This window comes from Trueperaceae bacterium, from assembly GCA_036381035.1.
Classification (GTDB): Bacteria; Deinococcota; Deinococci; order Deinococcales; family Trueperaceae; genus DASRWD01.
Map to the genome: position 1 here is coordinate 1 of DASVDQ010000008.1, position 21443 is coordinate 21443.

Consider the following 21443-nt stretch of genomic DNA (forward strand, 5'->3'; position numbering starts at 1 on the left):
GCCGTCGCCGAGCGCAGCGGCCTCGCGTTCGACGAGGTGCGCGAGGCCGCCGACCGCCTCGTCGCGGCCGGGCTGCTGGCGCCCGGCGGGCCCGCCCCGCGGGGCGCCTCCTCCACCCGGTGACGCCTGAAGCGGCGGGCGAGGGGACGGGTGCTAGCTTCGTCCGGGGCGGCCCGAGGGCCGCAGGAGGCAACCACATGGATCGCACGGTTCTCGTGACGGGCGCGGCCGGTTACATCGGCTCGGTGCTCGTGAGGCAGTTGCTAGCTCGCGGCTACCGCGTCAGGGCGGTCGACTCGCTGCTCTTCGGCGGGGAGGCCCTGCTGGGCGTCCTCGACGACGAGCGCTTCGAGTTCCGCAAGGCCGACGTCCGCGACGCGGCCGCCATGACCGACGCCCTGCGCGGCGTCTGGGCGGTGGCCCACCTGGCCGCGATCGTGGGCGACCCCGCCTGCCGTCGCGAGCCGGAGCTCGCGAGGAGCGTGAACCTCGGAGCCTCGCTGGCGCTCTACGAGGCGGCCGACAAGGCCGGCGTCGAGCGCTTCGTGTTCGCGTCCACGTGCTCGAACTACGGCAAGATGCCCGACCCGAGCGCCTACGTCGACGAGTCGTCGGAGCTGCGGCCGGTCTCGCTCTACGCCGAGACGAAGGTCGCCGTCGAGCGCTACCTCCTCGGCCTCGAGGGCGAGCGACGCGCCAAGCCCACGTGCCTGCGGTTCGCCACCGTCTACGGCCTCTCGCCGCGCATGCGCTTCGACCTCACCGTCAACGAGTTCACGCGCCAGGTCGTGACGGGCCGCGAGCTCGTCGTGTTCGGCGAGCAGTTCTGGCGCCCCTACTGCCACGTCCGCGACCTCGCCAGGAGCGTCGTGCACGTGCTGGAGGCGCCCGCCGAGAAGGTGGCGTTCGAGGTCTTCAACGTCGGCGACACGGACGAGAACTACCGCAAGGCCGACGTCGTCGACGCGATCGTGGCCCAGGTGCCGGAGGCGCGCGTCAGCTACGTGCACAAGGACGAGGACCCGCGCGACTACCGCGTCAGCTTCGCGAAGATCAAGAGCGTCCTCGGCTTCGAGGTGACGCGTCGGGTGGCGGACGGCATCCGCGAGATCAGGTCGGCGATCGAGGAGGGCCTGCTGACGCAGCCGTACTCGCCCGCGTACGCGAACGTGCCGGCGGCGGGCGAGGCTACGCCGTTCGCCTGAGGAGAGGCGTCATCGCGGCATGAGCGGCCTCGCCGTCTACTCCGTCGTCTACCCGGCCGCGCTCGGGTTCTTCGCCGACTTCTGGCGCGGCCTGGCGGCGCAGCTGGACGGCGCGAGCGCCGTCTACCTGAGCCTCCACGGGGTGACCCCAGACGACCTGGAGCGGTCCGCGGGAGGACGCGTGGAGGCCACCTTCATCCCGGCCGCCGAGAGCGCCACGCCCGCCGAGGTGCGGTCCCGAGCGCTCGCCGCGGTGTGCGCCGCGCACGACGCCGTGGTGCTGCTCGACAGCGACGACGTCCCCCTGCCCGGCCGGCTGGCCGCGGCGCGCGAGGGCCTCGAGGAGGCCGACGTCTACGCCTGCGCCATGCGCCTGATCGACGAGCGGGGCGAGCCCCTGGGCGGCGGACGCGAGTTCACGCTCGGCGAGGAAGAGCAGGCCGCGCTGGCGGAGGGTGAGCTGCTGGCGCGCGTGAACGCCTTCGGCTTCTCGAACTCCGCCTACCGCGCCGAGACCCTGGCCTCCGCGCTGCCCGTGCCGCCTGACACCGTGCTCATGGACTGGCTGGTGGTGTCGCGGGCCAGCCTGGCCGGCGCCGAGATCGCCTTCGACCACGAGCCCCACATGGCCTACCGCCAGTACGGCGCCAACACCGCGCGGGTGGTGCCGCCCTTCGAGCCCGAGCGCATCGTGGCGGACGCGCGGCGCGTGGTCCGGCACCACGAGCTGCTCGCGGCCCCGGAGAGCGCGTCGCCCTACCGCCGCGCCGCGTCCAAGGCCCGCGCCTTCCTGGCCTGGCTCGAGGAGGACGAGCGCAACGCCGTCACCTACTCGCGCCGCCTCGCCGAGTCCCCGCGCGACGTCTTCCTGTGGTGGCAGCACGTCGACGCGGTGCCGGCGGGCGACGGAGCGATCGGAGAGTGGTACCCGTCATGAAGCAGTTCGACATCGCCGGACGCCCCGTCGGGGACGGCCACCCGCCCTACGTGATCGCCGAGATCGGCTCGAACCACAACGGCGACATGGCCCTGTGCTACGAGCTCATCGACGCCGCCGCCGAGTGCGGCGTCGACGCCGTCAAGTTCCAGTCCTTCTCCGCGACGTCGCTCGTCGGCGAGGCCGAGTACGCGCGCAACACCACCTACTCGGACAAGAAGAAGCACTTCGGCACGCTGCGGGAGATGGTCGAGGCCTACCAGTTCACGCCCGAGATGCACGAGCAGGCCCTCGAGCGCTGCCGGGAGAGGGGCGTGGCGTTCCTCTCGACGCCGTTCTCGCCCGAGGAGGTCGACCTGCTCGAGCGGCTCGGCGTGGGCGCGCACAAGGTCGCCTCGATGGACGTGAACCACCCGCTGCTGCTGCGCTCCATCGGGGCCACGGGCAAGGCGGTGCTGCTCTCCACCGGCATGGCGACGCTGGGCGAGGTCGAGGCCGCCGTGGCCGCGCTCCGCGAGGCGGGGTCCGGCGAGGTGTGCCTGCTGCACTGCGTGTCCATCTACCCGCCCGACCCCCGCGACGTGCACCTCCGCAACATCCCCACGCTGCGCGCGGCGTTCGACGCGCCCGTGGGCTTCTCCGACCACACGCTGGGCGTGGCGATCCCCCTCGCCGCCGTCGCCTTGGGCGCGTGCGTGATCGAGAAGCACTTCACCATCGACAAGGACATGGAGGGCTGGGACCACGCCATCTCGGCCGACCCCGAGGAGATGCGTCGCCTCGTGGAGGACTCGCGGCTCGTGCACGCGTCGCTGGGCAGCGCCGTGCGCACCGTCAGCGAGGCCGAGATGGAGAAGCGCCGGCGCTTCAGGCGGCGCATCGTGGCGCGCCGCGAGCTGCCGGCCGGCCACGTCCTCACGCTCGATGACATCGACTTCAAGCGGCCCGGGACCGGCATCCACCCGAACGAGTACGAGCTCGTCGTCGGACGACGCCTCACGCGGCCGGTGGGGCGCGACCACGAGCTCGAGTGGAGCGACCTCGGCTGAGGGAACCGACCCGCGACCGGACGGCCCCCGGACGCTCCCGGGTGCGACGACCCGGCGCGGAAGGCGCATCCGCACCGCGTCATGACACGGTGTGACGGCTGCGGGCGGGACCGTCGCGGTCACCTAGCAGACTGAACGCCTAGACCAGGGCGAGGAGAGAACTTTGCTCGTAGACGGACTCGACAGGCTGCTAGTGGGGCCAGACGACACCCTCCGCCACGTCGTCGAGACGATCGACCGCGCCGAGCTGCAGCTCGCGCTGGTGGTCGACGAGGGGAGGCGTCTGCTCGGCGTCGTGTCCGACGGTGACGTCAGGCGCGCCCTGCTGCGCGGGGTCGCGCTCGAGGACCCGGCGCGCGAGGTCATGAACCCCAAGCCGCTCACGGTCCCCGAGGGCACGCCGGCGGCGGCGGTCGAGGCGCTGATGAAGCGCACGTCGCTGCGCCGCATCCCCGTCGTCGACGCCTCGAACCGCGTCCTCGGCCTGGCCGTGCCGCAGGGCGAGGCGCCCCTGGCCGAGAACGACGTGCCCGTCGTGATCATGGCGGGCGGCCTCGGCACCAGGCTCGCGGAGCTGACGCGCGACCGCCCGAAGCCGCTCCTGCCCGTGGGGGCGAAGCCGCTGCTCGAGACGATGGTCGAGCGGCTGGTGCTGCAGGGCTTCACGCACATCTACATGTCCGTGAACTACAAGGCGGACATGATCGAGGGGTACTTCGGCGACGGCTCGCGCTACCAGGCGCGCATCGAGTACGTGCACGAGCACAAGCGCCTGGGGACCGCCGGCGCGCTCCAGTACGTCTCGCCCGTGCCCGGCCGGCCGATCCTCGTGATGAACGGGGACGTCCTCACGACCATCGACTTCCGCAAGCTAGTCGACTTCCACACGCAGTCGGGCGTGGCCGCCACGATGGCGGTCAGCTACCACGACGTCCAGGTGCCCTACGGCGTCGTGGAGACGAGCGGTCCCAAGGTCGTCTCGCTCGTCGAGAAGCCCGTCTACCGCTACTTCGTGAACGCGGGGATCTACGTGCTCGAGCCGCTGTGCATCCAGTACCTCGAGCCGGAGACCTACACCGACATGACGACGCTCTTCGAGCGGCTCCTCAAGGACGGGCGCGAGGTGGCCTCGTTCCCGATCCACGAGTACTGGCAGGACGTGGGTAGGCCCGCCGACTACGCGCGGGCGAACGAGGAGTACGAGCGGGTCTTCTCCCTGATGTAGGCGGGGCCTCCGGAGGGACGCATCGGGGCCCCTGGAGGCGCCGCGGGCCCTGGCGACGCGGTCCGGCGGCGGGACCTCGCGCCGGCCGCCGCGGTTCGGCGACGGGCGAGCCGCCGACCTCAGCCGCCGGCCGCCACGGCGTCGCCGCGCGACCGGGCCAGCGCCTGGAAGGCGGCGCTGGTGCGCATGAGCTCGTCGTAGGTGCCGGACCCGGCCACGCGCCCGCCGTCGAGCACGACCACCTGGTCGCACCCCTTCACCGTCGACACGCGGTGGGTGACGAGCACGACCGTCTTCAGCCCGGCCAGCTCGGCCAGCGAGGCGAACACGGCCTCCTCGGTGACGCTGTCGAGCGCGCTCGTGGCCTCGTCGAGCACCAGCACCGGCGGGTCCTTGTAGAGGGCCCTGGCGATGCCCAGGCGCTGGCGCTGGCCGCCGGAGAGCCTCACGCCGCGCTCGCCGATGCGCGTCTCGTAGCCCTCGGGCAGCTCCGCGACGAAGTCGTGGATCTGGGCGATGCGCGCCGCCCTCTCGACGGCGGCGGCGTCCACCTCGTCCTCCGGCACCCCGAAGGCGATGTTCCGCGCCACCGTGTCGTCGCTGAGGAAGACGTGCTGCGGCACGTACCCGATCGCCGCCTGCCACGCGCGGACCCGCTCCGGCGTGAGCGGCTCGCCGTCGACGAGCACCGCGCCCTCCGCAGGACGCAGCAGGCCCAGGAGGAGGTCGAGCACCGTCGACTTGCCGGAGCCCGTGGGGCCGACGATCGCCGTGGCGGTGCCGCGGCGGATCACGAGGTCGACGCCGTGCAGGGAGGGCGCCTCGGCGTTGGGGTAGGCGTAGGAGACGCCCCGCATCTCCACCTGGCTCTCGAGCGCCAGCGGGGTGCCCGTCTCGAGCGACGTCTGCCGGCCCTGCGCCGCCGCGAAGGTGCGCTCGATGAGCTCGAGCGACGGCAGCGAGTACTTGAGCTGGGACACGGACTCGTAGATCAGCTGCACGGCGGGGATGAGCCGGTAGCAGGCGAAGGCGTAGAGCGTGACGATGCTGATGACGGTGCTCGTGGACCTCCCCGTCGAGAGGAGGTAGAGGATGATCCCGATGATCCCGCTGAAGGCGACGACCTCGAGCAGCGACCGCGGGACGATGCGCGTCACGTGCAGCACGACCTCCAGGCCGGCGTGGCGCCGGGCGGCCAGCGCGAAGCGCTCCAGGAACGTCCTCTCCCGGCCGGAGACCTTGACGTCCTTGATGCCGCCGTAGGTCTCGGCCACGGTGCGGAACCGGGCCTTGTCGGCGACCTGCCTCTCCTTGCCGATGCGGTTGAGGACGCGCCTGACGAGCTGGAAGATCAGCGCGTAGACGCCGGCCAGGACCACGCCCGTCGTGACGGCGAGCAGCGGGTCCACGGCCACGAGCATCCCGAGGAGGACGAGCGTGGCGATGAAGCGGGCGACGACCTGGAGGTAGGGCGAGAGCACGCCGTCGATGAACTGCCTGACCTCGCCCAGGATGTTCTGGCCGATCTCGGCGCTGTGGTCGCCGAGGAAGTCCTCGTACGGGCGCGCGAGCGCCAGGTACATGAGGCGCCGCTGCAGCAGGTGGCTCTGGCGCTGGGCGAAGCGCTTGAGCAGGAACTCGACCGCCACCGTGAGGCTGTTGCTGACGAGCAGCACGAGGAACGCCCCCAGCCCGAGGAGGATGAGGAAGCTGCGGACGTCCTGGAAGCCCAGGGCGCGGTAGAGGCCGCCCAGGTAGCGGTTCGACAGCGCGCCCTCCGGGTCCGCGACGACCGCGATGAAGGGCAGCACCGTGGCCACGCCGACGGTGTCGATGACCGCACGCACGACCATCAGGGGCAGGAGGCCCAGCGCCGCGCGGCGCTGAGCCGGCTCGAGGACCCGGAGGATTCTCTTGCCGATGTTGAGGATGCGCATCAAGGACCCTTCGGCTCTCCCGGCGTCGGCGGCGTGGCGTGGAGCGTGCGACGCGGGCGCGTGCAGGATAGGCGGGCGGCCCCCTGGGCGTCGCAAGAGTCGTCACATCGGCCCGTGGCCGTTGTGACGTGGTCGGGGGAAGACGAGGGGCGGTGGCGGATAATGCTGTGCCGTACGGCGTCCGGCCGGCGCGCCCGGCGCGAAGGAGTGCAGTGCAGAGCCACCCTGGAGCCCCTCTCGTCACCGTCATGATCCCCACCTACGGGCAGGCCGCGGTGCTCGGCAGGGCGATCGGCTCGGCGCTGCGGCAGGACCTCGCGTCCCTCGAGGTGATCGTCGCCGACGACGCCTCACCCGACGCCACCTCAGACGTCGTCGCGGGCTTCGACGACCCCCGGCTGCGCTACCACCGCAACCCCACGAACCTGGGGCGCGTCGGCAACTACCGCCACACGCTCGAGCGTCTCGCGCGCGGCAAGTACGTCCTCAACCTCGACGGCGACGACTGGCTCGTCGACCCCACCTACCTGCGCCGGGCCTCGCAGCTCATGGAGGAGGAGCCGGACGTCGTGCTGGTCTTCGCGAACGCCTGGCGCTACCGCGAGGACGACGGCGCCTTCTTCAGGCTGTCGGGGCAGAACGAGGGCCTGCCGCGCGTGGGCTCCGGCACCGACGTCTTCCTCAGGTACCCCACGGGCGAGGTGTGGATACCCCACCTCACGGCGCTCTACCGCCGCGAGGAGGCCCTGTCCGTGGGCTTCTACCGGGAGAACATCATCGGGTCGGACACCGACTCGCTGCTCAGGCTGGTGGTAGGGCGGAAGGTCGGGTTCATCGACAGCCACGCCGCGGCGTGGCGCATCCACGGCGCGAACGCCACGCGGACCCTCGACGTCGACGCGCGCGTGGCGAACCTCGCCTGCGTCGACGGGCCCTTCGAGGCGGCCCGCGCCAGCGGGGCCGTCCCGCAGCCGGCGCTCGCGCGGTGGCGCGCGGCCATGCACAGGCGCCTCTGCCTCGAGTTCGTGCGCGGCGCCGTCAGGTCAGGTGACTACGGGGCCCTGTGGCGGTTCATGATGCAGCTGATGCGACGCAGCCCGCGGACCGCCGTGAGCGTGGCCGGGGCGGCCGTCTCGTTCGCCCTGGGGCGCGGGGCGCAGAGGCGCTTCCCGCCCGTCTACATGGAACTAGGCGAGGAGGCGGCCGCGTGACGGCCCGCCGCGCCAACGAGGTGAGACTGCGGTGAACCGACCTTCCTTCGCTCCCAGGCACGACCCTCTCGCCTCCGGCGACGCCGACCCCGACCTGCACATCACGCAGGACGACGTCGTCCGCTTCCTCAAGCGGGGCTTCCTGTGGGCGGCGGCGGCAGCGGCGGCCGCGGGCGCGGCGATGTTCCTCTACCAGCGGGGCGAGCCGCCCGTCTACGAGGCGGTGACGACCGTCTACGCCGCCGACAACGTCGTCGACCTCCGCTCCGTCGGCCTCTCGGCGCTCGTGTCGCCGTCGCTGCACGTCGACGCCTACGAGGCGGCCGCCCGCAGCGACGAGGTGCTCTCCGCCGCCATCGACCTGCTCGACCCCGAGGTCAGGGCGGGCCTGAGCGTCGACGTGCTGCGGCGCCGCATCGACGTCGACACGAACCAGGAGTCCCGGCTCATCTCGATCCAGGCCTCGGCGGGCAGCCCCGAGGAGGCCGCGGCCCGCTCCGAGGCCGTGGCGCAGGCGCTCGTCGCCTGGGACGCCCAGCGGCCGCGCGAGAACCTGCTCAAGATGATCGAGAGCCTGAGGCTGCGCATCGCGTCGATGGACGCGCAGATCAGCGGCCTCGGACCGGGTCCGCAGCGCGAGAGCCTGTCGACGCTGAGGGACGAGCAGGTGGCGCAGCTCGCCACGGCCGTGATGCTCTCTGACTCCGTGGTGGGGCGCCTCGAGATCGTGCAGCCGCCCAGGGTGCCGAGCTCGCCGGTGGCCCCGTCGCCGGTCTTCGACGCCGTGCTGGCGGCGATGGTGGCGTTCGCGCTGGCCTACCTCGCCAGGCTGCTGCTGGCGATCTTCGACGGGAGGCTGCGCGACCCCGACCAGGTGCCGCTGGTCTCGGGTCTGCCGCTCCTGGCGGTCTTCCCGCCCGTGCCCCGGCTGGGGACGAGGGCGCTGCCGGCCGTGGCCACGGGCTTCCTGCGCTCGGCCCTCGTGCCCGACGTCTCCCGCCCCACCGCCGTGCTCCTGGCGCCCGTCGACGCCTCCAGCAAGGCCTCGCGCCTGGCCCTGGCCCTCTCCGAGAGCTTCGCCCGCGCGGGCTCGTCCGTGCTGCTCGTCGCGACGGCGCCGCGCGACCCCGAGGTCCTCGAGCGGGTCGCCTTCCGTCCGACGCCCGAGAACACGCTCGAGGCGCACCTCCGGCTGCAGGGCCGGCAGTCGAGCCCGTTCTACGTGACGGTCGACGGGCCCGGCGTGCTCGCCGTCCTGCCGAGCTGGGAGCCGAGCCAGGACTCCTCCGAGCTCCTCACGTTCGGCATGAGGAACGCGCTCGAGGCCTGGCGGACCGAGTACGACGTGGTCGTGGTCGTGACGCCGCCGGTCCTCGGGGCCGCCGACGCGGTGACCGTCGCCCCGCTCGTGGACCGCACCGTCCTCGTGGTCTCCAAGGGCGTGCCGCGCAGCGACCTCGCCACCGCCGCCGGCCTCCTGCGCCAGCGGGAGGTCGTCGCCAGCGGCGTCGTCGTCACGGGCGTGAGGTCGTCGGGCGCCGCGGACCGCGTCGCGGCGCGTCCCCAGGTCGGCCTGGCGCCGGGGGCGCGGGCACCGGGCCGCCGCGCCACCGCCGTGAAGTGAAGTACTTCACGTGAGGTAGCCCCCGTTTCGGGGAGTACCAGCCCCCGCACCCAAGCGGTGCGGGGGTTTTCGCGTGCCGTGCGGCGTTAACCCGGCGCCGGCGCGAGTGCGAGCGACGTCACATCGCCTCATCGATGTGCGCTTTTCCTAAGTGTTCGCTCATGTTCCCGCCTTACATTTCGCCCCGGAAGGCCGCAAGGCCACCACTCGAAGGCTGTGAAGCCTGTTCTCGCAGTTGGGCGCTTGAGACAGGTGGAGCCAGTAGCGCAACCGGTCGAGGGGCGAGATGGATCACTACTACAACTCGAAGCGCCAGCAGTCGGTAAGCGCCCGCTCTGGGCCCCAGCGCGAGGCAGCGCCGGGGCGGGACCCGCGCGGGCCGCTCGCAGCGGTCCGCTGTCGCCACGTGCGGCGGGCCCCATCTCTCGAGGTGAGAGGTACCGATGCTGGAACCCTTCAACGGCCGCGGCGTTAGCAGGCGCCGCAACCTAGGTCCGGCGCGTGGGCTGGCGCTGGCGGTCTTCGCGGCGCTGCTGCTCGGCGCCTGCTCCTCGCCCGACGCGCTCGACGCGGCCGACGCGGACTTCGACGTCGTCTTCAGGACCGAGGACGGCGGGGAGCTGCAGACGGGCTCCCTCGAGGGCGCCACCGTCGACGGGACCTTCACGATCGTCGTGGAGGCCAGGAGGGGCGCCGTCAGCGCGAGCTTCTACCTGGACGACAGGCGCATGCAGGGCTCGCCCTTCGTCGTCGACGACTCCGCGCCGTTCACGGCCGAGGTCTCGACGGACGAGCTGGAGCCGGGCCAGCACACGGTCACCGTGGCGGTGTTCACCTCGCGACACAGCCGTCCCAAGGTCAAGACCGTGACGTTCACGGTCGCCGACGAGGCCGAGGAGCCCACGGACCCCGAGCCGACGGACCCGAGCGAGCCAACGGACCCGGAGCCGACGGACCCCACCGACCCGACCGACCCCTCAGACCCGACCGACCCGACCGATCCCTCAGACCCGACCGACCCGACCGACCCGGACGAGCCTACTGACCCCGAGCCCACGGACCCCGAGCCCACGGACCCAGTGCCGACGGACCCCGACCCGACCCCCGAGCCTCCCGACGCCGACTACCCGGAGCCCACCTACTGGGTCGCCACCTACGGGTCGGACAGCAACGACGGCCGCACCGCCGAGACGGCCTTCAGGACCATCCGCAAGGCGGCCTCGGTGGTACGCCCCGGCGACGTCGTGTACATCCGCGGCGGCGTCTACAAGGAGTACCTCACGGCCGACAGGTGGCCGACGAGCGGCCAGGAGGGCAGGCCGATCACGATCATGGGCGCGCCGGGCGAGACGGCGATCCTCGACGGCAGCGACAAGAAGAACGGCGGCACGAACCCCAGCGCCCCCCAGCTCATCTGGCTGCGCGACCGCCACTGGTACGTGTTCCAGAACCTCACGCTCCGCTACTCCGCCGGACGCGGCATCGAGCTCGAGGGCGACCACCACGTGGTCAGGAACGTGATCTCGCACGGCAACCACGGCGACGGCATCTACGTCGAGGGCGACTACAACCTCGTCGAGGACTCGTACAGCTACGACAACTACAGCTACACGAACGGCGGCGACAGCGCCGACGGCGTGAAGGTCTCCTTCGGCACCGGCAACGTGCTGCGGCGGGTCGTGGTCTACGAGAACTCCGACGACGGCATCGACCTGTGGGACAGCACGAACGGCCTCGTCGAGTACTGCGTCTCCTACCGCAACGGACGCGGCACCACGGGCAACGGCCAGGGCTTCAAGCTGTCGAACGGCGGGCGCGCCGACTCGGGCAACGTGATCAGGTACAACGTGTCGTTCAGCAACCGCGCCTACAACTTCACCGACAACGGCGGTGGCGGACTGACGCTGTACAACAACACCTCGTTCGACGCAGGCATCAAGGGCTACGTGGCGCGCGGTCGCTACGGTCAGGCGCGCTCCGAGCTCTACAACAACATCAGCTACGACGAGGGCAGCCCGCTCCTCGACTCCGAGAGCGGCAGCACCAAGCCGCTGCACGAGCGCAACTCGTGGAACCTCAGCATCGGCGACCCCGAGTTCGCCAGCACGAACCCCGACTCGTCGCAGTTCCTGCACCTGTCCTCCGGCAGCGACGCCATCGACAAGGGCAAGTACCTGGGGCAGGAGTACTACGGCGCCGCTCCGGACCTCGGCGCCTACGAGTACGGACTGCCGGCGATCGTGGCGGGAGCCTACTGACCGGAGGTCAGGGCCAGCTCCTCCCGACGGGGAGCCTCGGCTAGCTCCGCGACGAGGCCGCTGAGCCTCTTCCCCAGCACGGCGAGGTCGTGTTGCCCCGCGAGGGCGGCGCGGCCTCGCCGGCCCATCTCCTCCAGCTCGCAGGCCGGCATCCGGGCGAGCCGCAGCACGGCCTCGGCGAGCGCGCGCGGGTCGCCCGGCGCGAACGTGAGCCCGGCGCGGGCGGTGTCGACGACCGTGGTGGGGTCCGTCGTGCTGTAGAGGACCGGCCGCCCCGCGGCGAGGTAGTCGTAGAGCTTGTTCGGGCTGCGTCCGTAGGCGTCGAAGGTCGCCACGGGCGCGAGGTGCACCATGAGCGCGTCGGCGCGCCGCGCGGCCGCCACCACCGCCGCCTTCGGCACGGGGTCGACGAACCTCACGTTGGCGATGCGCTCGCGGCGGGCCCGTTCCTCCAGCTCGGGCTTCTGCTGCCCGGCGCCGATGAGCACGAAGGCCACCGGGACGTCGGGCCACTCGGAGGACAGCAGCTTGGCCGCGTCGAGGACGTTGTGCAGGCCGTTGGCCTGCCCGTGGGCGCCCATGTACATGACGACGAAGGAGCCGGCGCAGGCGTTCAGCTCGGCGCGCAGCGTCTCGGGCAGCGCACGGTCGTCGTCCAGCTCGTCCCGGCCGTCCAGGAACACGCCGTTGGGCAGGTGGACGACCTTCTCGGGCGCCACGCCCCGGGCCGCGAGGTGGGCGGCCAGCTTCGGCGGGACGGTGATGATCCGCTCGGCCTCCGCCTCGAGGTGCCGCGCGAGGCGCCGCAGCGCGGTGTGCGTGATGCCGCCCTCGCGCAGGGCCCCCATGGCCACCAGGTCCTCCGGCCAGACGTCCCGCAGCTCGAGCACGAAGCGCGCCCCGTGCCGGCGCGCCAGGACGAGCCCGGCGAGGCCGCAGAGGAGGTGCGGCGAGGACCCGATGACGACGTCCGGCTTCTGCACGCGCCCGGCCAGCCGGGCGGTGACGGCCCGCACGTAGAACTCGACCATGTTCAGGACGCGCCTGGCGTCGTTCCGCCGGTACGCCGAGGTCTCGAGCCACACGAAGCGGACCCCGTCGTGGTCCTTCACGCCCCGGGCGGCTCTCGTCAGGCCGCCGTCCCTGAAGTAGTGGAAGCTCGAGGCGATGACGGTCACGTCGTGACCCTGCTGGCGGAGCACGCTGGCCAGGTCGCCGTGCCGCGTGATGCCCGTCGCGCCGCGCGGCTGCGCGTACTGGTTGACGATCCACACGCTGGCGGGTCGAGCGCTCACGCCGCGGCCTCCTCCCTCGCTGGGACCGGCACGAGCGGTCCGGGAGCGTCGCGCCAGGCGAGCGTCGGCCAGAGGTCGGTCACGAGCTCCACGGCGCCGGCGGCGTGCCTCAGCTCCGCCCGCGAGCGCCGCGGCGAGAGCACGGCGCCCAGGTAGCGACGGCCCGGGGAGAGGGTCCCCGTGACCTCGACGAGCCCGCGCGGTCGCCTGTGGCCGAACCGCTCGGCGTGGAACGAGGCCGCGGACGCGGCGGGCACGAGACCTACCGCCTCGCCCTCCGCCAGGCCTGCGATGCGCAGCCACGTCTCCGACCCCGCCAGCCCGAGGGCGATCGCCCCCTCCTCCTCGCGCGCCTCCACGCCCGGCGCGAGGTGGAAGCGCAGGCGGAAGGTCGCGGGCGGAGCGCCGGCGGCCAGCTCGAGGGCGTCCAGCACCGCCACCGTCCCGCCCCGCACGCCCACCCAGCGCCGGTGGGTCACGCCGCGATGCACGTAGCCGTCGTGGGCCGCAGACGCCCAGCTCCAGCCGCCCGACTCGCCGGCCGCGCGGTCGAAGGTCCGCGCCGGCCTGCCCGTGCGGAACGAGCCCCACACCTCGGTCTGGTCGAGCCCCTCCACCTCGACGGTGTTGTGCGCGGCGGTGCCGCGCTCCCTGTCGCGGTCATCGCCGGGGTCGTACGTGCTGGTGCCGCTCTCGACGATCAGCGGACCGGCCGCGGTGTGGACGTCGACGTTCAGGCAGTCGGCGTGCCCGTGGCCGGGGAGGCCGCGCGCGCCGGTGTCGGCGCCGTCGAAGACAGCGGTGAGCCCGTCGCCGCGCAGCACGTGGTAACCGCTCGCGCGCGCCAGCGTCCGGAACGGCCTCGAGGGCGCCCCGTCCAGGCGCTTGAGGCCCTTGCCGGCGGCGGCGGAGGCGAGCAGCTGAGCGTAGGGGTACGGCAGGACCGCTCCGCCGCTGGGTGCCGTCCCGGAGCCCGTGGCCGCCGCCAGCGCGCCCCTGGCCAGCGCGACGACGACGTCGAGCGGCGCGACGCTGTCGCGCGACGAGTCGCTCCACAGCGGGTAGGAGCCGTCCGGGAGGCGCATGCGCTCGGCGAACGCCGTGGTCGCCGCCAGGGCGCCGAGCAGGGCCGGGGGCGAGGCCAGGCCGGCCGACGCCAGGGACAGGACGGCCTCGGCGAGCATGACCACGACCTGCAGGTGGTAGGCGGCGGAGAGCTCGTGGTGGCAGCCGTCGGCGGTCACCTGGCGCGGGGCCTCGCGGCACAGCTCGTGCAGGGCGCGCGCCACGACCTCCTCGGCCGCGTCGCCGCGGTACCTGAGGCCGGCGACGACGAGCGCGCACAGGTCCTGCAGCAGGTGGTTGCCGCCGGCGTGGCGCTCGGGATGTTGCGCGAGGTAGCGCACCTGCAGCCAGTGCGAGCGGTCGAGCTCGGGGGTGACGAGCTCGGGGAAGGTGGCGAGCAGGTAGGTCCAGGACACGAGCCGCTTCGCCGTCGGGTAGGGGTGCCAGGCGTCGTACCGCCCGAACGGCACCGCGCTCGCCCAGGAGCCCATGGCGTCGAAGACGGCGCGGGCCGCCGGCGCCGGGTCCTCGGCGGACGCGACCGCCGCCACGGCCCAGTCGAAGTAGTGCAGCGTGAAGTGCCACAGGCGGCCCCTGCCGGCGGGCTCCCAGTCGATGGGGCGCTCCAGGACGTGCGGTCGGCCGAGGAGGTCCACCGTCAGGGAGGCGGACGCCTCCCCGGGTCCCAGCTCGCGCGCGAGCGCGGCCAGGTAGCCCGACCGGACCGCGGGCGGCGGCTGGTCGACGTCGGCCAACCGCTCGCGCCAGGCGCGGGGCAGCGACTCCGCCGCGCGGCGCCCCGCCTCGTGCACCAGGCGCGCCCACAGGCGCGCGGGCGGGACCGCTGCGACGGCGCGCACCAGCCGCAGGGCGCCGCCCTGGCCGATCACCGACGCGCTCACCGCCAGCCCTCCGCGGCGAGGCGCGACGTGAGCCGCGACACGGCGGCGTCCACGGTGAACGCGCCCGCCCGCGCCCGCAGCGCCGAGCCGAGCCTTGCCGCCACGCCCGGGCAGGTGAGCAGCCGCCGCACGGCGTCGGCCAGGGCCCGGACGTCGGTGGGCTCCACCAGCAGGCCGGTGACGCCGTCCTCCACGACCTCGGCGATCGCCGGCGTGGCGGACGCGACGACGGGCGTGCCCACCATCGCCGCCTCGACGATCGCGCCGGGCATGCCCTCGGTGGCCCACGTCGTCGGCAGCAGCAGCGCCGCGGCCGTGGCCAGCTCGGCCGGCACCCGCTCCTGGGGTATCGCGCCGCGGTAGCGGGTGCGCGGGTGCCGCGCGAGCTCGGCCTCGAAGGCGGCGCGGTAGCCCTCCTCCACGGGGCCGAAGACGTCGAGGCTGGCCGCGACGCCGGACGCGGCGACCTCCTCCACGGCGGCCATCGCCCGCTCCACGCCCTTCTCGGGCGTCACGCGCGACACGAAGACGAGCCGGCCGGAGGCGACCGACGACGGGTCCCAGCGCTCCTGCGCGGGCAGGCGGGGGTTGGGCAGCACCTCCACGCCCGTGACGCCGAGGTCCTCGAGCTCGCGGCGCAGCCACTCGCCCTCCACCCACACGGGCCGGCAGCGCGCGAGGTACCGCAGGTAGAGGCGCCTGGCGGGCCCGCCGAGGCGCCTGACGTTGCCGGGCAGGCTGCTGCCGACGGCGAGGAACGAGCAGCGCAGCCGCCTCCTGCAAGCGCCGGCCATGGCGACCAGCGCCACGAGGGCGAGCGCGCCGTTGCGCGAGACGGAGAGGAGCACCTGGTCGTGCCTGGCCAGGGCGCCCACGAGGGACGCGAGCTGCCGCAGGCGCGCCGCCGCGCCGGAGCCGCCGGTGTCGAGGACCTCCACGTCGACGCCCCGCTCGCGGAGCGCCGCGGCGACGAGGCCGTTCTTCACCGTCGCCCCGCCCGGCTGGCGCGAGGTCAGCGGACCGACGAACAGCAGTCGCGTCGGCGCTGTCACGACGCCGCCTCCAGCGCGGCCCGCGCCCGGCGACGCTCGCCGAGCCGGGCGAACAGGTCCTCGTACTCCCGCGCGTAGCGCTCCAGCGCCAGCTCCCGCTCGGCGAAGGCGCGCGCCGCGCGCGACATCGCCCTCCTCCGCTCCGGGGGAGTGGCGGCGAAGCGCTCCAGCGCCGCGGCGATGTCCGCGGGGCTCGCGGGGTCGAAGAGCAGTCCCCTGTCCTCGGCCACCAGGCGCGCGTGGTCGCACACGGCGCTGGCCAAGACGGGCAGGCCGCTGGCCAGCGCCTCGCAGATCGCGTTGGGCAGGCCCTCGAAGAACGCCGGGTGCACCAGCGCGTCGTGCCGGCGCATCAGCTCGGGGACGTCGCCGCGCTTGCCCAGCCACTCCCAGCGGTCGGCCACGCCTTCCGCGGCCAGGGCGGCGTCCACCTCGGCCTTGGCGGCCTCGTCGTCCGGGGTCGTGGGCACGCCGGCCCAGGCCACGTGCGGCACCTCGCGTCCGCCGCGGCGCAGCAGGCCCAGCGCACGGACCAGGCCGAGGGCGTTCTTCTTGCGGGCCGTGCTGGCCACGGCCAGCAGGCGCAGGGGTCCGGCGCCAGCGGCCGTCCCGTCGCCGGCCGGCGGCGCGAACGCCTGCAGGTCGACGCCGTTGTAGATCGTCGACACCTTGCCCCTCATCCAGGGGAAGACGCGCTCCATGCGCTCGCGCTGGTGGTGCGAGTTCACGGTGATCCAGGACGCGAGGCGGTGGAGCTGCTGCTGCGCGCGCAGCACCGGGGACAGGCGCGTGTACATGAACCGCTCGGAGACGACGACCGGGACCCGGCGGTCGGCCAGGCTCGCCAGCTCGGCGTAGACGGCCGGCGTGGGCAGGTAGGCCAGCACCCCGTCGGGCCGCGAACGCCTGATGAGCCCCGCCAGCGCGAGGACCGGCCCGGGCGAGAACCGGCCCGCCTTGCTCACGGCGTGGACGGGGATGCCGAGCGCCTCCACCTGCGGCGCGAAGTGGCGTATGTGCGAGTGGTAGACGAAGAACCCGAGGTCGTGCCCGCGCGCGTGCAGGCCGCGCGCCAGGGCCACGAGCTGCCGTTGCGCGCCGCCGGGTCCGAAGTGGTCGATGCACAGCAGTAGGCGCATGGCCGGGCTACTCCACCGTCCTCTCGGACGGCGTGGCGGGGGCGTAGGCCCACAGCGGGCGCGAGGGGACGACCTCGCGGCCCAGGACGAAGGCGCTGCGGCTCGCGGCCAGGGCGAGCACGAACCAGACCTGCTTGCCGTTCTCGAGCGTCGACGGCATCAGGATCATCGCCACCGTGCCGAGCACCACCAGGTAGACGATGCGGTCGCCGGCCAGGCTGAGCGCGAACGGCAGGCCCACGATCAGCAGCGTGGCGAGGAAGAGGACCAGTCCGATCACCCCGGTCTGCGCGGCGACGTTGAGGAACGCGTTGTGCGAGGTGCGCGCCTCGCCGAGGTAGGGGCGGACGGCCTCCGCGAAGCCGCCGGCGCCGACGCCGACGATGGGGTGGTCGCGGAACAGCTCGATGCCGGCGATCCAGATCCGCCCCCGGCCCGTGAGGTCGCCGCTCTGGAGCTGCTCCGGGATCTCGGAGAAGCGCTCGATCCCCGTGGGGAGGTTCTGCTCGAACGCCGGTGCCAGCCAGTAGGCGGCGAGACCGACGAGGACGAGGCCCACGACCACGGTGACCTGCACGCGGGGGCTGAGCTTCGCGTAGGTGAGGGGGATCACCGAGAGGGCGAGCACGGCGGTGATGAGGCCGCCGCGCGAGCCGGTGAGGAAGATCGCCACGATGACCGCGGGGATCGCCAGGAAGTTGAGGAGGGAGAGGGCCCGCGTCCTGCCGCCGAGCACCAGGTGCCAGGCGATGGGGATCCCGAGCGCGAGGGTGCTGGCCATGTAGTTCGGGTTGAAGCCGGCCGCGGCGAACCGCTCCTGCGCCGAGCCGGCGAAGGCGTTGCCGCTGAGGTACTGGGCGATCGTGCTCCCCACGGACACGAAGCACCCGAGCACGTAGGCCTGCATCAGCTTGGCCCTGTCCGACGTGCCGCGGCAGAGCTGCCACACGAGCCACGCCATCAGGAAGAGCTGGACGAGCGTCGCCGCGTAGTCGAGGCCCTCGCCGCGCTCGGGCGCCCACTGGACGCTGAGCACGGTCCACACGCACAGCAGGGCGAAGGGCAGCAGGAACGCGGCGGGGCGGCGCAGAGCTACGCCGTCCCTGCGGAAGATCGACGCGGCGCCGACGGCGAACGCCAGCAGCCCCATGAACTTGCTGGCGGTACCGATGCCGGGCAGGAGCACCGAGTCGTCCCAGGGGATCGTGAACACGAACAGCCACAGCGACGCGAAGGCGGCCGCCTGCAGCCAGTGGTCCCGGCGCGTTGAGGCGCCCGCGCGGGTCATGCCGCCCGGTCCCTGCGCAGCGCGCGGCTGCCGTGCCAGCTCTTCAGGGCGTAGAGGAGCCAGAGCCAGCGGCCGTAGTCGGCGCGGCCGGAGAGGTGCTCGGCGATCATCGTCCTCACGGGCCCGGCGTCGGCGATGCCGATGGCCGCCAGGCCGCCGGGCGTGAGCTCGTCGAGCAGCGCCTCGCGGAGGTCCTCCCTCAGCCAGGTCGCGACGGGGACGTCGAAGCCCTGCTTGGGCCGGTCGACGAGCGCCCTCGGCACCAGCCGGTAGAGCAGGGCCTTGAGGACGCGCTTGCCGGTGACGAGCGGGTCGGGCAGGCGCAGGGCCCACTCGACGACCCTGTGGTCGAGGAAGGGCGCCCGCGTCTCCAGCGACACCGCCATCGACGCCCTGTCGACCTTCGTCAGCACGTCCTCCGGCAGGTAGGAGCAGACGTCGGTGACGCGCCAGCGCGTGAGCGGCGTGGCCGCGGCGGCGGCGCGCCACGCCGCCTCGGCCGCGGTCTCGCCCGCGTCGGCGACGCCGGTCATGCGGCGCACCTCCTCGGGCGTGAAGTAGTGCCTGTGCCCGACCCCCGCGCCGCCTCGCGCGTAGCCGAGGAGCCGCCGCGCCTGGCGGCCCGGCCTGCCCGGCAGGCGCGTCAGGGCCGGGAGCAGAGTGGAGCGCAGCGGCCGGGCGAGCGCCAGCGTGCGCTCGAGGCGCGCGAGGCGCTCGTAGACGGCGTAGCCGCCGAAGAGCTCGTCGCCGCCGTCGCCCGACAGGCTCACGGTCACGTGCCGTCGCGCCACGGACGACACGAGCCGCGTGGGCAGCGCCGACGGGTCGCCGAACGGCTCCCCGAAGCTGGCCGCGAGCTCCGTGGCCAGCTCGAGCGCCCCGTGCAGCGAGAGCCGCTCGGTGACGTGGCTGGTGCCGAGGTGCTCGGCCACGGCCCGTGCCGCCGCAGACTCGTCGTAGCGGTCCTCCTCGAAGCCGACCGTGAACGTCTTGACCTCGCCGCCGGCCCCGGCCATCAGCGCGACGATCGTCGACGAGTCGACGCCCCCCGAGAGGAAGGCGCCGAGCGGCACGTCGGCGATCATCTGCAGGCGCACGGACCGGGTGAGCAGCTCCTCGAGCCCCTCGACGGCCTCCTCCTCGGAGACGTCGAGACGCGGGGCGAGGGCGTGCTCGAGGGGGTCCCAGTAGCGCCGCACGGCGGGGCCACGGCCGTCGAGGAGCAGGTAGTGCGCGGGGGGCAGCTTGCGCGCGCCGGCGTAGGCGGTGCGCGGCGACGGCACGTAGCCGTACTGCAGGTACTGCGCCAGCGCCACGCGGTCGACCGCCGTGTCCACCCACGGGCAGAGGGTGAGGGCCGACAGCTCGGAGGCGAAGGCGAAGCGTCCGGGCGCGGACGCGTAGTAGAGCGGCTTCTCGCCAGCGCGGTCGCGAGCGACGAAGAGGGTCCTCTCCGCGGCGTCCCAGATCGCGAAGGCGAACTGGCCGACGAGGCGCTGCAGCACGTCCACGCCCCACTCGGCGTAGCCGGCGAGGAGCACCTCGGCGTCGGTGCGGGAGGCGAAGGCGTGGCCCTTCCCCTCCAGCTCCTCCCGCAGCTCGAGGAAGTTGAAGACCTCGCCGTTGAAGGTGAGGACGTAGCGTCCGCGGTACGTCATCGGCTCGTGGCCGGCGGCCGACGTGTCGATGATGGCGAGGCGCCGGTGGCCGAGGGTCAGCCCCGCCCCCTCGTCGCTCCACACGCCCTCGTCGTCGGGCCCGCGGTGGGCCAGCGCGGCGAGCATGCCGCGCACCGCCCGCTCGCGCTCAGGACCCTGACCCGCTGCCAGGACGCCAGCTATCCCGCACATCGCCTGCCACCGCCGAACGCGTACATCTCAGACGCGCCCTGCCGTGACCTCCGCGGAGCGTGGGACGTAGGTGGAGCCGACAGGCTGCGCGGGCTCGAGCGAACCGGCCGCGACGAACGGCGCGGCGCGACCGCGGCGAGCCTCGTGCAGCAGCGCTCGCGCGTCCACGGCCGACGGGAGCTTGGCGAGCAGCCCGTCGAACGCCTTGTGTGGGGTGAGCACCACCACGAGCCCCTCGGCCGCGCTCGCGTGCTCGAGGGGTACGAGCCTGACGTTGGGGAGCCGGGCCAGGCTCCCGGGCAGCGCCTCGAGGTACGGCTCGACGACGTCGATCCTCAGGCGCGCGTCGCCGGCGAGCTCGTGGACGACCTCCACGGCGGGAGACTCGCGCGTGTCGTCGACGTCGGGCTTGTAGCTGATGCCGAGGAGGGTGACGCGGTCGGCGCCGTCAAGGCGGGCGCGCACGGCGTCGGCGACGCGGCGGGGGAGCGCGTCGTTGATGGCCCGCGCGGTCCGCAGCAGCCGCGCCTCCTCGGGGTCGATGGCCACGAGGAACCACGGGTCGACGGGGATGCAGTGGCCGCCCACGCCGATGCCCGGCTCGTGGAGGTTGACGCGCGGGTGGCGGTTCGCCAGGGCGAAGGCCGCGTCGGCGTCGACGCCCACCGCGGCCGCCAGCGCGGCGAGCTCGTTGGCGAGCGCGATGTTGACGTCGCGGTACGTGTTCTCGAGGAGCTTGGCGGTCTCGGCGGTGCGGGCGTCGGTCTCGACGACGGCGCCGCGCACGAACCGCCGGTAGAGCCGCGCGGCCGCGGCCGTGGCCTCCGGCGTGGTGCCGCCCACCAGGCGGTCGTTGTGCACGAGCTCGCTCAGCAGGTTGCCCGGGATCACGCGCTCGGGGCAGTGCGCTAGAAGGTAGTCGGCCGCGTGGTGGAGGCCGGTGAGCTCGCGGATCACGTCGGCGACGAGCCCCTCGCAGGTGAGGGGCGGGACCGTCGACTCGACGATGACGAGGTCGCCGGGCCTGAGGACGCGGGCGATCGAGCGCGCCACGGCCTCGACGGCGTCGAGGTCGGGGCTCTTGTCCGGCTTGATGGGCGTGCCGACGGCGACGATGTGCACGTCGGCCGTCACCGGCTCCAGGGAGGCCCGCAGCCGGCCGGCGGACGCGGCCCTGGCGACGAGCTCCGGCACGCCGGCCTCGTCGTAGTGGCGGACCCGGCCGGCGTTCACGAGCGCCACGAGGTCGGCGTCGAGGTCGATGCCCGTCACGGACAGGCCCGTGTCGGCGAGCATCGCTGCGGTCGGGAGGCCGATGTAGCCCAGGCCGTGGACGGCGACCGTGGGCTCCCGCACCGGCCCTGGTGAGGAAGATGAGGTGGGAGTTGCGTCCTCGACGCGCATAG

At 73.5% G+C, this 21443-nt stretch carries 15 protein-coding genes and 1 riboswitch; of the genes, 7 read left to right on the forward strand and 8 right to left on the reverse strand.

Annotation, left to right across the window (positions count from 1 at the left end):
• Positions 1-197 precede the first annotated feature (197 nt).
• The 4 genes from VF202_00925 (at position 198) to VF202_00940 (ending at position 4416) form a co-directional block, all read left to right on the forward strand.
• Positions 198-1205, forward strand: coding sequence for an NAD(P)-dependent oxidoreductase (locus VF202_00925; GenBank protein HEX7038656.1), 1008 nt, complete (start codon positions 198-200; stop codon positions 1203-1205).
• 19 nt (positions 1206-1224) lie between these two features.
• Positions 1225-2142 carry a hypothetical protein gene (locus tag VF202_00930; GenBank protein ID HEX7038657.1) on the forward strand — a complete coding sequence of 306 codons (918 nt, stop codon included), beginning with the start codon at positions 1225-1227 and terminating at the stop codon, positions 2140-2142.
• Positions 2139-3191: an N-acetylneuraminate synthase family protein gene (locus VF202_00935; GenBank protein HEX7038658.1), complete on the forward strand. Its 1053-nt coding sequence runs from the start codon at positions 2139-2141 to the stop codon at positions 3189-3191. The genes VF202_00930 and VF202_00935 overlap by 4 nt, the downstream gene beginning before the upstream one ends.
• Before the next feature lie 163 nt (positions 3192-3354).
• Positions 3355-4416: a nucleotidyltransferase family protein gene (locus VF202_00940; GenBank protein HEX7038659.1), complete on the forward strand. Its 1062-nt coding sequence runs from the start codon at positions 3355-3357 to the stop codon at positions 4414-4416.
• Positions 4417-4535: 119 nt separating this feature from the next.
• Here the strand turns inward: VF202_00940 and VF202_00945 are convergent, their stop codons facing one another.
• Positions 4536-6353 (reverse strand): ABC transporter ATP-binding protein, encoded by a 1818-nt coding sequence (locus tag VF202_00945; protein ID HEX7038660.1) that lies wholly within the window; start codon positions 6351-6353, stop codon positions 4536-4538.
• A 248-nt stretch (positions 6354-6601) separates the two neighbouring features.
• Here VF202_00945 and VF202_00950 point away from each other — a divergent pair, with 248 nt between their 5' ends.
• From VF202_00950 to VF202_00960, 3 genes are all read left to right on the forward strand, one after another.
• A complete protein-coding gene (locus VF202_00950) occupies positions 6602-7564 on the forward strand; it encodes a glycosyltransferase family A protein (GenBank protein ID HEX7038661.1) in 963 nt (320 codons plus the stop codon).
• Between the two features lie 31 nt (positions 7565-7595).
• The gene (locus VF202_00955; GenBank protein HEX7038662.1) at positions 7596-9188 is read left to right on the forward strand and encodes a hypothetical protein; all 1593 of its coding nucleotides are present in this window, start codon (positions 7596-7598) and stop codon (positions 9186-9188) included.
• 200 nt (positions 9189-9388) lie between these two features.
• A riboswitch (cyclic di-GMP riboswitch) is annotated at positions 9389-9473 on the forward strand.
• Positions 9474-9631: 158 nt separating this feature from the next.
• On the forward strand, positions 9632-11446 hold the full coding sequence (locus VF202_00960; GenBank protein ID HEX7038663.1) for a right-handed parallel beta-helix repeat-containing protein: 1815 nt from the start codon (positions 9632-9634) through the stop codon (positions 11444-11446).
• On the opposite strand, the gene VF202_00965 is transcribed toward VF202_00960, so the two are convergent.
• The 7 genes from VF202_00965 to VF202_00995 are packed head-to-tail and all read right to left on the reverse strand — an operon-like array spanning position 11440 to position 21393.
• A complete protein-coding gene (locus VF202_00965) occupies positions 11440-12741 on the reverse strand; it encodes a glycosyltransferase family 4 protein (GenBank protein HEX7038664.1) in 1302 nt (433 codons plus the stop codon). The two genes, VF202_00960 and VF202_00965, sit on opposite strands and share 7 nt — an antisense overlap.
• On the reverse strand, positions 12738-14708 hold the full coding sequence (locus tag VF202_00970) for an alginate lyase family protein (GenBank protein ID HEX7038665.1): 1971 nt from the start codon (positions 14706-14708) through the stop codon (positions 12738-12740). The genes VF202_00965 and VF202_00970 overlap by 4 nt, the downstream gene beginning before the upstream one ends.
• Positions 14705-15760, reverse strand: coding sequence for a glycosyltransferase family 4 protein (locus VF202_00975; GenBank protein HEX7038666.1), 1056 nt, complete (start codon positions 15758-15760; stop codon positions 14705-14707). The genes VF202_00970 and VF202_00975 overlap by 4 nt, the downstream gene beginning before the upstream one ends.
• On the reverse strand, positions 15757-16899 hold the full coding sequence (locus VF202_00980) for a glycosyltransferase (protein ID HEX7038667.1): 1143 nt from the start codon (positions 16897-16899) through the stop codon (positions 15757-15759). Before VF202_00980 ends, VF202_00975 begins: the two co-directional genes overlap by 4 nt.
• A 7-nt stretch (positions 16900-16906) precedes the next feature.
• Complete coding sequence (locus tag VF202_00985; GenBank protein ID HEX7038668.1) at positions 16907-18187, reverse strand: O-antigen ligase family protein; 1281 nt, start codon at positions 18185-18187, stop codon at positions 16907-16909.
• Positions 18184-20037 carry an asparagine synthase (glutamine-hydrolyzing) gene (gene asnB / locus VF202_00990; protein HEX7038669.1) on the reverse strand — a complete coding sequence of 618 codons (1854 nt, stop codon included), beginning with the start codon at positions 20035-20037 and terminating at the stop codon, positions 18184-18186. The genes VF202_00985 and asnB overlap by 4 nt, the downstream gene beginning before the upstream one ends.
• 27 nt (positions 20038-20064) lie before the next feature.
• A complete protein-coding gene (locus VF202_00995; protein ID HEX7038670.1) occupies positions 20065-21393 on the reverse strand; it encodes a nucleotide sugar dehydrogenase in 1329 nt (442 codons plus the stop codon).
• Positions 21394-21443: the final 50 nt, after the last annotated feature.

Coding starts and splice junctions, on each gene's coding strand:
- VF202_00930 (HEX7038657.1), top strand. CDS start 1,225: ATGAGCGGCCTCGCCGTCTACTCCGTCGTCTACCCGGCCGCGCTCGGG.
- VF202_00935 (HEX7038658.1), top strand. CDS start 2,139: ATGAAGCAGTTCGACATCGCCGGACGCCCCGTCGGGGACGGCCACCCG.
- VF202_00950 (HEX7038661.1), top strand. CDS start 6,602: ATGATCCCCACCTACGGGCAGGCCGCGGTGCTCGGCAGGGCGATCGGC.
- asnB (HEX7038669.1), bottom strand. CDS start 20,037: ATGTGCGGGATAGCTGGCGTCCTGGCAGCGGGTCAGGGTCCTGAGCGC.
- VF202_00925 (HEX7038656.1), top strand. CDS start 198: ATGGATCGCACGGTTCTCGTGACGGGCGCGGCCGGTTACATCGGCTCG.
- VF202_00945 (HEX7038660.1), bottom strand. CDS start 6,353: ATGCGCATCCTCAACATCGGCAAGAGAATCCTCCGGGTCCTCGAGCCG.
- VF202_00985 (HEX7038668.1), bottom strand. CDS start 18,187: ATGACCCGCGCGGGCGCCTCAACGCGCCGGGACCACTGGCTGCAGGCG.
- VF202_00980 (HEX7038667.1), bottom strand. CDS start 16,899: ATGCGCCTACTGCTGTGCATCGACCACTTCGGACCCGGCGGCGCGCAA.
- VF202_00960 (HEX7038663.1), top strand. CDS start 9,632: ATGCTGGAACCCTTCAACGGCCGCGGCGTTAGCAGGCGCCGCAACCTA.